The sequence below is a fragment of the Thioclava electrotropha genome (genome assembly GCF_002085925.2).
GTDB lineage: Bacteria > Pseudomonadota > Alphaproteobacteria > Rhodobacterales > Rhodobacteraceae > Thioclava > Thioclava electrotropha.
This window is the reverse complement of sequence record NZ_CP053562.1, coordinates 2,555,803-2,570,714: the sequence shown is the minus strand read 5'-3', so window position 1 is coordinate 2,570,714 and position 14,912 is coordinate 2,555,803. Positions and strand designations below refer to the sequence as shown.

The following is a 14,912-nucleotide window of genomic DNA, read 5'->3' as shown; positions in this document are numbered from 1 at the left end:
ATGATGACCGAAACTCTGGCTGCCGCAGACGACTTCTCCGACCGGGATGCCGCGGCGCGCGACATCCTCACCCAGAACGACCGGGGCGGCTATACGGTGCCGACCGACGGCCTCTATCCCTACCAGTGGAACTGGGATAGCGCCTTCGCGAGCCTTGGTTTTGCCGAGTTCGACCTGAACCGGGCCTGGCAGGAGATCGAGACGCTGTTCTCGGGGCAGTGGGACAACGGCATGGTCCCGCATATCATCTTCCACAAGCCCGATCCGGGCTACTTCCCGGGCCCCGACGTCTGGGGCTGCAAAGGGCCGATCGCGTCCTCGGGCATCACCCAGCCGCCGGTCGCACTCAGCTTCGCGACGCGGCTTCTGGCGGCCGATCCGGAAGCAGGCGCGGCCCGCTTCGCGGCGCTCTATCCGAAGATGCGCAAATGGGCGGAGTGGTTCCTGAAATGGCGCCGCGACGAGAAGGGCGCGATCTTCGTGATCCATCCGTGGGAATCGGGCCGTGACAACGCGCCCGACTGGGATGACGCGATGAGCGGGATCGACCCGCAGGACGTGGGCTATTACGAGCGCCGCGACACCCAGCATGTCGACGCCTCGATGCGCCCGACGAAATACGATTACGACCGCTATATCTGGCTGGTGCAGCGCGCCAAGGCGCTCGATTGGGACGACGCGAAAGTCACCGAGGGCAACCCGTTCAGGGTCGCCGACCCGACGATGCATTTCATCCTGATGCGCGGCCTGCGCGACCTGCTGGCGGCTGGCGAGGCGCAGGATCTCGACACCGGCGACATGGCCACGCAACTGGCCGAGCTGGAGGCCGGTGCGGACGCGCTGTGGAACCCCGGCATGGGCTATTACGACAGCTACAACTGCAACAACGGCATCTGGTCGAACGCGCTGAGCAACGCCTCCTTCCTGTGCTGGTTCGGTGGGCTCGACGCGCCGCATATGGAGCAGCATCTGGTCCGCGTGCTCGATGCGGCCCCCTATGGCGTGCCGTCGCTCGCGCCCTTCGATCCGCGGTTCGACGCCAAGCGCTACTGGCGCGGCCCGACCTGGGGGATGATGAACATGATGATCGGCGAGGGCGCCTCCGAACGCGGCGTGGCGCTTGGCGAAGAGGTCCGCAAGCGCACCCGCGAGGTGATCGGGCGCTACGGCTTCGTCGAGTATTTCGACCCGATGACGGGCGCGGCAGCTGGCGGCAAGGCATTTACCTGGACGGCGGCCGTCTGGCTCGCCTGGGCCGGCAAGGAGGGGTGAAATGGGTTCGATCACGCTAAACGGTGTCGAGAAGTGGTTCGGCGACGTCCAAGTCATCAAGGGCATCGACCTCGAGATCAAGGACGGCGAATTCGTCGTCTTCGTGGGGCCCTCGGGCTGCGGCAAGTCCACGCTTCTGCGGATGATCGGCGGGCTTGAGGATACCTCGCGCGGGGCGATCGAGATCGACGGCGCGAATGTGACCGACCAGCCGCCCTCCAAGCGCGGCCTCGCGATGGTGTTCCAGTCCTACGCGCTCTACCCGCATATGTCGGTGGCCGAGAATATGGGCTTCTCGCTCAAGATGGCGGGGGCCCCGCAGGAAGACTGGCGTGCCAAGGTCGACGAGGCGGCCGATATCCTGAAGCTGCAGAGCTTCCTCGACCGGCGGCCCAAGGACCTGTCGGGCGGCCAGCGTCAGCGTGTGGCGATCGGGCGGTCGATCGTGCGCGACCCGACGGCGTTTCTGTTCGACGAGCCGCTGTCGAACCTCGACGCGGCGCTGCGCGTGGAGATGCGGCTGGAGATCGCCCGGCTGCACCGCAATCTCCAGCGCACGATGATCTACGTCACCCACGATCAGGTCGAGGCGATGACGCTGGCGGATCGGATCGTGGTGCTGGAATACGGCAAGATCGCGCAGGTCGGCACGCCGCGCGAGCTCTACGAGAAACCCGCGAACCTGTTCGTCGCGCAATTCATCGGCAGCCCGAAGATGAACGTGATGCCCTGCGCGGTCTCGGGCGGCAGCTACAGCCTCGAAGGCGGGCGCGGCGGGGCCTGTCCCGCGCCGCAAGCCACGCAGCTTGGCATCCGGCCCGAACATATCTCGCTGGTAGCCGAGGGCGAGGGGCAATGCGACGGTCGCGTCGACGTGGTGGAATTCCTCGGCGCGGACACGTTCATCCTGTTCGATTGCGGCCCCTTGGGCGCGGTGAACGTGCGCGTCGCGGGCGATACCGATCTGCGTCCGGGCGATGTCTCGGGGCTAAGCTTCGAGCCGGATCGCACGGTATTCTTCGACGCGGACGGCATGGCGGTCTGATCCCGAGCGCCCGGGCGTGCGGCCCGGGCAACGCGGAAAATTGCGCGGGCAGGGGGCGAGGCGACGTCGTCTCGTACAGGGGCGTCAGTGCGTCAATTCACGCAACGGAGGCGCGCCTAGCGACTTCGCGCGCACATGCTCAAAAATAGTCGGTCCGGCATCCCCCGGGTGCCGGATCTCTTTGCCGTTCTGTCGCCGCTCAAGTGCCTCCTTTTACAAAATTTCCTTCAGTTATCATTGGGTTCCCTGACGCTTTTCTCAAATTAATGTGACCGGCGGACGATTGCTGATCGGGAGCACCGGCGCTACCGTTCGCGGCAATCGTCGAACGGGCGCATTCGCGTGCACTGCGCAACCTGAAGATCGACGATGGGCCGAGACGCTCCCCCGGGTGGAAGCACGCCCGCGCGGGGAGGTCGGACGGTCTCATCACGCGCAAGGCGAATGCGATCCGAAAACGATCGTGAACAATCCAACGGATGAGAGGAAAACATATGCGGAAGACGACACTTCTCGCGGTCGCCGGTGCGACCGCTATGGTCACCGGCTTTGCAGCCCAGACCGGAACCGCCCGTGCCGCCGAGCAATGCGGTGACATCTCGATCGCCCAGATGAACTGGGCCGCTGCCGAGGTCACCACCAACATCGCGAAGTTCATGCTGGACCAAGGCTACGGCTGTAACACCAGCCTGGTCAAATCCGACACGATTCCCGCGATCACCTCGATCGCCGAAAACGGCCGCCCCGACGTCGTCACCAACCTGTGGCTGAACTCGGCCGGCGACGCCTACAAGAAGCTCGAGAGCGAAGGCAAGATCAAGCGCGTCGCCAAGACGCTCCAGCCGGGTGGCGTCGAAGGCTGGTGGATCCCCACCTACCTCGCCAAGGAGCACCCCGAGCTGAAGACCATCGAGGGCGTGATGGCGCACCCCGACTGGGTCGGCGGCACGTTCAACAACTGCCCCGACGGCTGGGGCTGCCGCGTCGTGAGCGACAACCTGATCAAGGCGCTCGACCTCAAGAGCTCGGGCATCGAGGTGTTCAACCACGGCTCCGGCCAGACGCTCGCCTCGTCGATCGGCTCGGCCTTTGCCGACAAAAAGCCGTGGTTCGGCTACTACTGGGGTCCGACCGTGGTCATGGGCAACTACGACATGACCCGCGTGAAGCTTGGCGATTACGACAAGGCCAAGTTCGACAACCTCCAGAACAAGGACGCGTCGAACCCGCAGGTTTCGGACTTCCCGGCAGCTCCGGTGCTGACCTCGGTGACGAGCGACTTCGCGAAGACCCACCCGGCCGAGACCGAGTTCTTCTCGAAGATGAGCTTCAAGACCGACACCATGTCGAAGCTGCTCGCCTGGCAGGACGAGAACAAAGCCTCGGGTGAAGAGACGGCGGTCTACTTCATCAAGAACTACCAGGACACCTGGAAAAACTGGCTCGATGCCGATGCCCAGAAGAAGCTTTCGAAGCTGATCGGCGGATGATCGTGACGCGCGCCTGACGCGCAACACATGGACGGGGCCGGGACAGGCCCCGTCCTTTTTCGATCAATCACGCAACAACATGGGACGGGTCTCCTTCGGCGACCCGGAAAACCAATGGCAGCTTACGAGAATTTCTTCAACGCGGTGGGGCTGAAGGACTGGTGTTCGGCCGGCGGCGACGGTGGCGGCGGCATGACGTCGATGGCCGACCTGATCGCGCAGACCGACGGCACCACGACGCAGGGCCCCAGCCTCTGGAACTGGCCCTTCCCCTCGCTCGACGCACTCAACAAGGCCTGCGGGGCGATCCCGCCCTCGCGCGACGTGACGCAGGGCCTCGAGGACGGGTTCCTCGCGATCCGTGGCGGGCTGCGCGCCGTCGTGGACCCGCTGACCCAGCCGCTGAGCTGGGCCCTGCGCGACATGCTCTGGATCATGACCAACACGCCGTGGTGGCTGATGGTGCCGATCCTGATGCTGATCACCTGGCTGGTGACGCGGTCCTGGAGACTGGTGGTCTTCGTGCTGGTCTCGATCGCCTTCCTCGCCTTCATCAATCACTATGAGGCGGCCATGCAGACGCTGGCGATCATCTTCGTCTGTGCCTTCATATGCGTCCTCTTCGGGGTGCCCATAGGCATTGCGATGTCGCGGAGCGACCGGCTCCAGCGCACCGTGATCCCGATCCTCGACATGCTGCAGACGCTGCCGCCCTTCGTTTACCTGATCCCGCTGATCTTCCTGTTCTCGGTCACCGAGCCGAAGCTCTACGGCATCGCGATCATCCTCTATGCGATCGTGCCCGTGGTGCGCCTGACCGACCTCGGCATCCGTCTGGTCGATCCCGACGTGATCGAGGCGGCCGACGCCTTCGGCATGACCAAGCGCCAGAAGCTGTTCGGCGTGCAGATCCCGCTCGCGCTGCCCAACATCATGGCTGGCGTGAACCAGACGATCATGATGAGCCTCGCCATGGTGGTGATCGCTTCGCTCGTCTCGGCCCCGGGTCTGGGCGTGCTCGTGCTGCGCGGCATCCGGTCGCTCGAACTGGGCACGGGTCTCGTGGCTGGCTTCGGGATCGTGATCATCGCGATCCTGCTCGACCGCGTGACGAAAGCCTCGCTCGCCCGGATCGACACCAGCAAGAGCCGGAAGTGAGGAGACAGACATGACGAAAGAAATCAAAGTCTCGATCCGACACCTCTACAAGATCTTCGGGTCGGATCCGCAAGCGGCGCTCGAAGACGTCAAAGCGGGCATGGGCAAGCCGGAACTGCTCGAGAAGCGCAATCACGTGCTCGGGCTCAACGACATCAACGTGGACATGAAAGAGGGTGAGATCACCGTCATCATGGGGCTTTCGGGCTCGGGTAAATCCACGCTGATCCGGCACCTCAACCGGCTTATCGAGCCCACCGCTGGCGAAGTGATCGTCAATGGCGAGAACATCCTCGACTATAACGAGGCGCAGCTGCGCAAACTGCGGCGCGAGCGGATGTCGATGGTGTTCCAGAAATTCGCCCTTCTGCCGCACCGCACGGTGGCGGAGAACACGGCGATGGCGCTGGCCACCCGCGGCTTCCCGGCTTCCGACTATGTCTCCGAGGCCGAGAAATGGCTCGACCGCGTCGGGCTTGGGGGCTACGGCGATCACCACCCGCACCAGCTCTCGGGCGGGATGCAGCAGCGTGTGGGCATCGCCCGGGCGCTGGCGTCGAACTCGGACATCATGCTGATGGACGAAGCCTTCTCGGCGCTCGATCCGCTGATCCGGACCGACATGCAGGACCTGCTGCTCGAGCTTCAGGCCGAGCTGCACAAGACCATCATCTTCATCACCCACGATCTGGACGAAGCGCTCAAGCTCGCCGATCACCTGGTGATCCTGAATGACGGTCGGGTGGTCCAGCAGGGCGAGCCGCAGGAGATCCTGCTCAACCCGGCGGATCCCTACATCGAGGACTTCGTGGCCGACATCAACCGCGCCCGCGTGCTGCGCGTGCGCTCGGTGATGGAGCGCGGCGCGCCGGAAGGCGAGATGTCGGGCGATATCGACGGCAACGACAACCTCGAGAGCGTCATCGCCAAGGCCGAAGGCGCGCTCGATCGCCGCTACCGCGTGATGATGAGGGGCGAGCCGGTGGGCAGCCTCACCATGCCTTCGATCATGCGCGCACTGGTGCCCGCGCAGTCCTCGGGCGAGACCGCCAAGAGATAAGAAGAAAGGGATCCGCCCCTGCATTGGGGCGGGTCCGATCCGCCGCGCGACAGGCGCGGGCTTTTCCCGAATATCAGCTTGGGTTGCCGTGGTAGCAGGGCGCGCGCCGGTCCGTGGGATGGCGCATAATGACCTGCGAGCGGTAGCGCTTTATGGTCGCCAAACCCCTCTCCCGAATGAACGTCTTGCGCGGTTGGCCAATGCGCCAGCCCGCCGGGACGGGCCGGCGCGCGCCCTGCGGCTTCGCCGCGTACCGGGCGCCGCTGCAGAGGCCAGACCGGAATAGCTGTACCCCGGGCCAGCCCTTAGCTGCGCACGACGTAGACCGAGCACTCCGCATGGGTCACGACATGAGACGCCGTGGTGCCCAGAAGGTAGTCCTGCACCTTCGGGTTGGCCGCTTCCATCACGATCAGGTCCACCTTGCGCTCATCCGCCAGCTTGACGATCTGGCGATGCACCGCGCCCTTGCGCACGACCATCTCGACCTCGGTCACCCCGCTGGCGGGATTGTCGTTGAGGAATTTGCGCAGCTGCTGGCCCCAGTAGGTATCCGAGTTGTAGATGTTGAGGTTACGCTCGATCTCGGGCGCGATCGTCGCCACGATCAGCTTCGCACGGCGCCGCCGCGCCATCTCGACGGCTTCCATATAGGCATGATGCTCGACCTGTGCGTGGCGCAGGTTGATCGGGCAGAGGATGAGCTTTGTCTGGCGTGCCATGATGGCCTCCGGGGGAAATTCGAGGCGGAGAATGAACCGCGTGGCGACCGGGCGCAAACCCGGATTGAACGAGCCCCGCGCCTACGACGATTTTTCATCCTCCAATCGAGCACATACGTCGCTCCAATGCCCCGATGCGACATCGATGAGCGCGTATTCCCGCAGCGCATAGCACGACTCGGGCCCGGCTCGCTCGGGGTCAGATCGGTTGTGCAGACCCGCGCGCCGCCCATCGCATCCCGCGCCGGATGATCTCGGTCATCTGATCGATCCGCAGATCGTCGAGCGTGTGGCCGATCGAGCAATAGAAGATGCGCCGGGCTCATCGTTCAATACGGTGTGGCAGAGGATGATGTGGGGTGTTCACGCGTGGCGAAGGGCTTTTGCTCTGTTCCGATAACCGATTGGCAGGAACAGATTAGATTTTCCGCACTGGGTGATGGCGGAGACGAAGGGATTCGAACCCTCGAGACCCTTCCGGGCCTACTCCCTTAGCAGGGGAGCGCCTTCGACCACTCGGCCACGTCTCCGCTGACCCGTTTAGAGATGGAGCGTCTGAGAAACAAGGCGAAAATTTAGCTTTTTTGCCCTCGTACGTCACATTCGGAAACTCGAATATGTTCACCAGAGTTAACGAGAATTTCCGAAGCGTTTGGCGACGATTTGTCAACGAGAGTTCGCCCGATCGCAAGGCCTTTGCGGTCTCGAATACATTAACGATCGTGGGCGCGGCGGACATCCGATGCGAAAATTTTATTGGGCATAGCTCTGCTGAGAAACCAGCGTCGAGTATAAGTTGATCCAGTATCGGCGTCGCGCCCAAGACGTATCCGGCTACCTAAAAAAACATCAACTGACATCTGCGGCCGAGAAAGCAGTGTCGGCACTCTGATTTACACGACGTAGGCGCGCCAGAAACCGATCGACCTCCTTCTTGTCGAAAACACTATCGGGACCGTCAGGCGTGAGGTCGGAAAACGGACTATCATAGAGCAGACCAGGGTCGATCACGCCGTTCCGTGTCAGGTACTCGATGACCATACCGACGAACTCGATCTGATCGGCCGACGCGCCCTCAGCGATAAACTCGGCGAAATGCTCCTGTACCGCCACGCGATCCAGCCCAACGATCGTTCTCAGGAACACGCCAAAGCCACCGACCTGGGCACTCTCGGTTTTCCTCGCCATCTCGATGTCTGCGTCTGAACCGATACCCGCTTCCAGCAACATGCGTTCAAGCTCTGTAATGTCGAGCTTTGTTAGTGGCCTTCCCGAACGCAGGCGGCGAAGCGCGACGTGATCGCCGTGTCTCGCGAGAAACTCGCGTGCCTTCTTTTTGAATGCGGCGAAATCCGCGGCCGGATTAACACGCACAGGCGTCGCGGTGCCGAGATCATCTTCGAAATCTGTGTAGAGGATACTGCGCGACGACTGGTCTATGAGATGCACTATTTCGCGCAGTCTCAGGCGGGCACGCTCGGCGATGGGCATCGTTAGGTGCTCCCACCAGGCCTCAGTCAGAATCTCCTCGATGAGCTCCGCTCGCCGGGCAACTGCGGGAATCTCCAGCTTCGTGGAGAGTGCCGTGGCGATCTCCAGCACTTTCCGGCGGCAGGCCTCCATCTTCATCGACCTGCCAATCAGGCCAAGTTGGAGCTCGAACATCACGAGGTCGAATCTCTTCGCCTCTTCCCCACCGAGATCGGCATTGCTGGGCAGGGCCGCCAGATCCTTCAGTTCGTCGGTGGCCTCCTGCGACAACGTAGACCACGGCGCATCGTCAGCCTGCCACTTCTCGACAGAGCGCAGGTGGCCGCGGACGACAAAGGACGAGATGTCCAGTCCCATAACGAACCGACGTAAGTCTGCGACTATCTCTCCGCGGACACCCCGAAGCTCTTCCGCCTCGTTATCGCGCTGCTCTTGGCGCGTCGAGGACAGCACGTTGTCGATTCCCTGCGTCACCTTCAATCTTGCCTCGATTAGTCGCTCGGTCAGCGACTTCGGGACCGACGGATCCTTGAGTTCCGGGTTCGATCCGAAAAATTCCAGGTTGCCGCAGACGTCGAATATCCGGAATGCACTCTTGTCCTGGCCTGGGCCGAACAGGTCCGGCCGCAGGCGAGTCCCTCGGCCGACCATCTGCCAGAATTTCGTCTTGGAGCGCAAGAGCTTGAAGAAGACGAGGTTCACCACCTCGGGCACGTCAACGCCCGTGTCCATCATGTCGACGGAGATGGCGATCTGCGGCTCTCTAACGGGGATCTCGAAGGCCTCAATCAGGTTCTGGGCATAGCTCTCGCCGTGAACAATCCGCCGGGCGAAGGTCCCCCCGTATTTCGGCCACCCGGCGTTAAACCTCTCCTCGATGAATTTCGCATGGGGCTTGTTCGCGGCGAAGATGATCGTCTTGCCGATCTTATCGCCGCCCGCGACGCGAATGCCGTGCTCCATGACATGGGCGAGCACCTTGTCGACAGTATCTGCGTTGAACAGATACTTGTTAATCTCCCCGGCCGTAACTTCCTCGCGCCGCCCGGTCTCGCCCCAGTCGAGTTCGTCCCACTGGTCCTTCTCCTCCTCCGACAGGTCGTCGTAGCGGATGCCCTCGCGCATGAACCTGGTTGGGAGCGAGATCGGCTCGAATGGTACCAAGAACCCGTCCTCGATCGCCTCCTCGAGGCCGTAGAAGTCCGTGGGATGCCCGGGGTCGAGGTCAAACAGCCGGTAGGTATCCCGGTCCACCTCTTCGCGCGGCGTGGCCGTGAGGCCTACGAGGTAGCTGTCGAACCACTCGAAGATCGCCCGGTAGCGCTTGTAGATGGACCGGTGCGCCTCATCGATGATGACGAGGTCGAAGTGTCCAGGCCCGAACCGGCGACCGGAATGATCTGCTCGGTCAATAAGGTTCATCATCGTCGGATAGGTCGAGACGTAGACGCGGCCGGTGCCAGACGGGTCCGTAACAAGGTTTACCGGTGAGCTGTCGGGCATATGCGCTGCGAAGGCGTTGCGTGCTTGCCGGACAAGACTAATGCGGTCGCAGAGGAAGAGAGCCCGCTTTACCAGCCCAGCGCGCACCATCATATCCACGAGAGCGATCACCGTCCGGGTTTTGCCCGTTCCCGTCGCCATGACCAGAAGCGCCTTGCGGGAGCCGGCATCGAAATGCTCAGCGATCCGCGTCAGGGCGCGAGTTTGATAAGGGCGCCCGGCGATAGTCGCTTTGGGTTTTTGGTCGGCCAGAGCTTTCGCTTCACTACGTCTGGCGATCATCTCGCCCAGCTCCTGCGCAGTCTTGAAACCGCCCAGGCGGCGTGGTGGGACGTTGCGCGCATCGTCCCAGATCCAGTGCTCGTAGCCGTTGGTGTAGAAGATCACCGGCCGGCGCCCGTGCATTTGCTCCAGCGCGTCGGCATAGAGCTTCGCCTGCTGTTGTCCCTCTGAGGGGGAGCGGCGGGTGCGCTTGGCCTCGACCACGGCCAGGGGGAGGCCGTCCGCGCCCCAGAGCACGTAATCGGCGAAGCCGTGGCCTTGCTCGTTGGGCATCGGCTCCACCCGGTATTCCAGATCCCGGCCTTCCTTGAGGTCGGTCCATCCGGACTCGGCCAGCAGCAGGTCGATCAAGCGCAGGCGGGTGGTGGCCTCGTTGTAGTCGTGGGGGTCGGCGGATTGATCGGCCCGGGCCTTGGCGACTTCAGCACGTTTCGCCTTCAGCTCGTCGTCGAGGCTGGCGTAGCGTGTGCGGAGGTCCGCAAGCTCCTCCGTGCGCGCCTCCAAGGCCTTCTCGGTGCTCTGAATGCGCCCGCGGGCCTCGCGGATCAAGTCGAGCCGGGCGGTTAGCGGAGCCGGGTCGAAAGTGTTCGGCTCGGGCGGCTTTTGGCGGGGCGCGTAGGTGCGCCCGAACCAGTGCAGGAAGTGGTGCAACTCTTCGACGACCTGACGGGCGCCCGCCGGCTTCAGGTTTGCGCCCTCGTGCGCGGACTTGTTGCGGACGAGGTTGATGAACCGCGCCTTGGCGTGGACCTTCTGACCCATGATGCCGCGCAAGTCCGGATCGTTGATCATCTGGCTCGCGCCGATCTGCGCGGGGGGCGTCAGGCCCGCGTCATGGGCGAAGGCCCAGCCAAGCGCCAGCTCCAGCGCCTTGCCCGCCAAGATCGCCGCCGCTTCGGGCTCCGACATCGCCAACCGCTCGGCCGAGATCGCCGCCGCGTGGATAGTGGGGAAATCGCGTTCGAGATGGGCGAAGTTGCTGGCGGTCATGGTGGCTCCCGGTGTCAGAGCTTTCCGGCGAAGGCGCGGGATTGGAGGGAGGCGAAAAGGGTATCGAGTTCGGCAAGGTGCTCTGAGACCTGCGCCCGCATACTTCTGGCAATCCGCACCCGGCGAGAAAAAACCCGCTGGATTTCCAGGGATGGCTGACCCACTTCAATGGATAGAACCTTGCCCTTGGAGATATTTTTCATTGAACCACTCGAACCGGTTGCGCGTCTGGACACTTCATCACGGAATTTCCGCGTGCCAAATAGATAATGCAAGAAAATCGGATCGGCTTTTTCTTCGTCGAGGCAAAATCTCCAGATCTTATCTGGCAGAACGATATTATCGGAGACCGTTTCCACCATGGCGGTTGCGCCGATTAACGCCGAGGTATTCGCTCTACTGAACAGGAGATCACCAGGCTTCACGAAATGAGATTCTGGCGGCGAATACTCGGCAGGAAGTGGTTTCGACTCTGCCTCGATGAATTCTCCCTTGGTGACCGCGCTTACCTTGAGCACCCGGTGCCGAGTTCCTTCCTCGTCCGAAGCCGGAGCGAGGTTCTTTCCCGTGTCGAACCCTGTAATGAGATTGCTCATCGGACCCCGCGGGAAACGATCCGAAGTCGTCAGAGCCCCGAACATCTCCGCGAAGATCGCGCCCGGGAGGGCATCGAGCAGGGCGAGGGCCTCGCGGCGGCGGCGGCGCAGGGCGTCGGCCGCGTCCAGTATCTCTGCAATCCGCCGCTGCTCCTCAAGGGGCGGGAGGGGGAAGAGCGACTCGGTCACGATCTTGTCAGAAACTGCCGGGTAGCTTGCGCCGGTGGCCTTTCGCACCATGTCGGCTACGAAGGACGGTGTCCGGACCCAGTGATAGATGTATCGAGATGCAGCCTTTTTCGCGTCTGCACGAAGCACCGAAAACCCGGTCGAGGCAGTCGCCCCGTCAAGATCTTCCTCCACAATGGCAACGGCATTCAGGTTGGGTCGTACCGTGGAGACAAGGATGTCCCCTGATTTAACCAATTGGCGCGCCCGAGATGGGGCCTTGGAAGGGATTGTTGGCGTTGCCGCCATGATCGCCTTTTCATAACGGTCGACCGAGCTGAGGTCGATGTAGTCAAAGACATCCGATTTTGCTGCCCGCCTCGGGTTCCACGTCTGGATAGGGGTCAAGACCTCGCCGAGGGGCACCATGGTCGTGGTCATCCCGCCGCCTCCTGCTTCGCCGCCTGTGCCTGCTGCCAGTCATGGTAGGTCTCGGTCGCGCCTTTCACCTTCCACTCCAACCGCCCGTTGCTGTTGCGGTCCAGCACGACCGCGGCCGCCGCCGAGGGGCTGGAGAAGGACCAAGGTTTAGTGAATTTGAATAGGACAGCGCTGTAGGGTCTCAGCACACCTTCCTCGATCAGTTTCTCTTTCATCCGGCCGTAACTGTTCTGGGAGTAGTTAGTGCCGATGCGGGCCTCGGAGCCCTCCAGCACGATGAACTCGCCATCCTCCTCGACAGCCGTGGCCTCGACCCCGCTCTTATGCCGGATCTCGAATTGCACTTCGTCCGAGACGGAGGGCGAGGTCGGGCTGGCCTTGGCGCTAACGGCCTTCGGCTGCGGCTTTAGCATGTCGAGCCCGATCACCGGCAGGATGATCCTGAGGTTCGCCAGGAACTGCTCCATGTTGGCGATGTCTGCCTCGGGCAGGCGCCGGCGGCCAATGTCCGGGTTCGTGCCATTGTCGAGCGACACGCGCCCGGCCTTGGCCGTCTGTTCGATCAGCCGCGCCTCGAGATATTCGACGTGGCCCTTCGACATGTCATCGTCGCTGGTCGTGACGGTGATCGCCGTCTCCCAGAAATCGCGCTTCACCGCGCTCTGCTTGATGCGCTCGGCAACGGAATTGCCCGACCCGATGTAGACGCGCGTAGTTCCGGCCGTGAGGGGATCGGGGCCTGCCAGGATGTAGACGCCGGTGCGATCCACCTCGTCCCGCGTGGTAAGATCGCCGAAAGCGGAGGCTCCGGAGACGAAGAGGAGCCCCGTCCAACCGTGGATGGTCGCCTTGCGCAGGCCGGTGGGTTTGCCGTCGACCAGGAAGAGCTGGATCGTGCGGCCGTAGGTCTCACCATTGGTCATTCGGCGGCCTCTTTCACGGCGTCGACGCCGAGCATCTTCTCGAGCTTCTCGAGGCCGTCGAATATCTCCTGCTCCATCTCGCGCAGGCGCGACAGGATCACAGCCGAGGGCTCGTGATCGACCGCGTCGTTCTCGATCTCGCGATACCGATTGAGGTTGAGGTCGTAGCCTGCGGAGGCGATTTCGGCCTTGGAAACGACGAAGCTGCGGGCCGTGCGGGGATTGTTCTTCTCCGTCCCCTCGCGCTCCTGCCAGCGCGCGAGCGCGTCGGGGAGGTCGTTGAGCTTCGCCTCGTCTTCGGTCAGCTCGGCCCACGGGCCGATCTTGTCCTCGGGCACCAGAAGATTGCGCTTGTCGTCGAGGCTGAGGCCGTCCGTGTGCATGTCGTAGAACCACACTCTGTCCGTACCGCCGGAATCGGTGCGCTGGAAGAGTAGGATGGCCGTGGAAACCCCGGCATAAGGGCGGAAGACGCCGGCCGGGAGCTTGACCACGCCCTGAAGCTGCTGGTCTTCGACCAGCATGCGCCGCACCTCCTTGTGGGCCCTGTTCGATCCAAAGAGGACGCCGTCCGGGACGACGACCGCCGCCCGGCCTCCAAGCTTCAAGAGGCGCAGGAAGAGGGCCAGGAAAAGTAGCTCGGTTTTCCGAGTGTTGACGATCCGGGTGAGGTCCTTGGCCACCACCTCGGCGTCCAGGGAGCCGGCAAATGGCGGGTTGGCGAGGATCAGGGAATATGCCTCGGCCTCGTCGCCGTGCTCCTGAGTGAGGCTGTCGCGGTAGACGATAGAGGCATCCTCGAACCCGTGGAGCGCCATGTTCATCGCCCCAAGCCGCAGCATGGTGCCGTCGAAGTCGTGGCCGTGGAACATGCTGGTTTCGATGTGCAGGCGTGACTCCGGATCGGTCCAGGCATCCGCGTCGTTGCGGCGAAGGTATTCGGCCGCGCCCACGAGAAAGCCAGCCGTACCGCAGGCCGGATCGCATATCACATCATCTCGCCGAGGTGCGGTCATGGCGACCATGAGCTCGATGATGTGGCGGGGCGTCCGGAACTGGCCGTTCTGGCCCGCTGCGGCCACCTTCGACAGCATGTATTCGTAGAGATCGCCCTTGGTGTCGCGGCTCTTCATCGGCAATTCCGAGACGAGATCTACGACCTTCGCCAAGAGACGGCCGGTGGGGATCTCATAGCGGGCACTCGCCATGTGCTTGCGGAGGGGGGCGCCATCTGAGCCGAGGCGACGCAGGAAGGGGATCAGGTGGTTCTCGGCCGCCTCTTGCATCTCTGTAGGCGGCAGGTTCGCAAACCGCGGCCATCGCAGATCGGCCAGCGACCGCCCGTCGGCGATCTTATTACCGGCATCATCGACGACCGGTATGCCGTCCAGTTCGTCCGGGAACAGGTTTCGCTTGATCTCCGTGCCACGTGCCCGGGCCTGCCGTTCCGCAAGGGTCTGCGCGTCGTCGAGGCCCTTGAGGAAGAGCAGCAGGGTCAGCTGCTCCATGACTGTCTGCGGGTTCGACAGCCCGCCCGTCCACATCGCGTTCCAGATCGCGTCGACCTTGGACTTCAGTTCACCGGTTATCATCTATCCGCCGTCCTTTTTGACTACTCTGACGAGAATGGGAGTGATCGTCCATTGGGGATGTGTCTACCGCAGCTGATCCACGAACGGGAAGTCCGCAGATCATTCACGACATCGTAGGTCTTGCCGCAGCAAGCCCAATGCAATGGCTGAGGATGATTGTACTGAATTCCAGCCTATGG

General features: G+C 62.9%; 10 protein-coding genes and 1 tRNA gene. 5 read left to right on the top strand and 6 right to left on the bottom strand.

Translation table 11 applies throughout. The features are described from left to right. Nucleotides 1–3 precede the first annotated feature (3 nt). From AKL02_RS12195 to AKL02_RS12175, 5 genes are all read left to right on the top strand, one after another. Complete coding sequence (locus tag AKL02_RS12195) at nt 4–1,272, top strand: MGH1-like glycoside hydrolase domain-containing protein (RefSeq protein WP_083077581.1); 1,269 nt, start codon at nt 4–6, stop codon at nt 1,270–1,272. A 1-nt stretch (nt 1,273) separates the two neighbouring features. Next, entirely contained in the window at nt 1,274–2,317 is a 1,044-nt protein-coding gene (locus AKL02_RS12190) for an ABC transporter ATP-binding protein (RefSeq protein WP_083077472.1), read from the top strand. A 494-nt stretch (nt 2,318–2,811) separates the two neighbouring features. Continuing rightward, nucleotides 2,812–3,807 carry an ABC transporter substrate-binding protein gene (locus AKL02_RS12185; protein WP_078540494.1) on the top strand — a complete coding sequence of 332 codons (996 nt, stop codon included), beginning with the start codon at nt 2,812–2,814 and terminating at the stop codon, nt 3,805–3,807. A 114-nt stretch (nt 3,808–3,921) separates the two neighbouring features. Further along, a complete protein-coding gene (locus AKL02_RS12180) occupies nt 3,922–4,965 on the top strand; it encodes an ABC transporter permease (RefSeq protein WP_078540496.1) in 1,044 nt (347 codons plus the stop codon). Between the two features lie 10 nt (nt 4,966–4,975). Beyond that, the gene (locus AKL02_RS12175; protein WP_078540498.1) at nt 4,976–6,025 is read left to right on the top strand and encodes a quaternary amine ABC transporter ATP-binding protein; all 1,050 of its coding nucleotides are present in this window, start codon (nt 4,976–4,978) and stop codon (nt 6,023–6,025) included. 305 nt (nt 6,026–6,330) lie between these two features. On the opposite strand, the gene AKL02_RS12170 is transcribed toward AKL02_RS12175, so the two are convergent. From AKL02_RS12170 to AKL02_RS12145, 6 genes are all read right to left on the bottom strand, one after another. Further along, entirely contained in the window at nt 6,331–6,747 is a 417-nt protein-coding gene (locus tag AKL02_RS12170) for a universal stress protein (RefSeq protein WP_078520990.1), read from the bottom strand. A 440-nt stretch (nt 6,748–7,187) separates the two neighbouring features. Further along, a tRNA-Ser gene (locus tag AKL02_RS12165) sits at nt 7,188–7,277 on the bottom strand. A gap of 319 nt (nt 7,278–7,596) precedes the next feature. Then, entirely contained in the window at nt 7,597–11,013 is a 3,417-nt protein-coding gene (locus AKL02_RS12160; protein WP_083077466.1) for a DEAD/DEAH box helicase family protein, read from the bottom strand. A 14-nt stretch (nt 11,014–11,027) separates the two neighbouring features. Beyond that, complete coding sequence (locus tag AKL02_RS12155; RefSeq protein ID WP_083077462.1) at nt 11,028–12,218, bottom strand: restriction endonuclease subunit S; 1,191 nt, start codon at nt 12,216–12,218, stop codon at nt 11,028–11,030. Then, the gene (locus AKL02_RS12150; RefSeq protein ID WP_083077460.1) at nt 12,215–13,141 is read right to left on the bottom strand and encodes a GIY-YIG nuclease family protein; all 927 of its coding nucleotides are present in this window, start codon (nt 13,139–13,141) and stop codon (nt 12,215–12,217) included. The genes AKL02_RS12155 and AKL02_RS12150 overlap by 4 nt, the downstream gene beginning before the upstream one ends. Beyond that, nucleotides 13,138–14,733: an HsdM family class I SAM-dependent methyltransferase gene (locus AKL02_RS12145; protein WP_083077456.1), complete on the bottom strand. Its 1,596-nt coding sequence runs from the start codon at nt 14,731–14,733 to the stop codon at nt 13,138–13,140. Before AKL02_RS12145 ends, AKL02_RS12150 begins: the two co-directional genes overlap by 4 nt. Between the last annotated feature and the right edge of the window lie 179 nt (nt 14,734–14,912).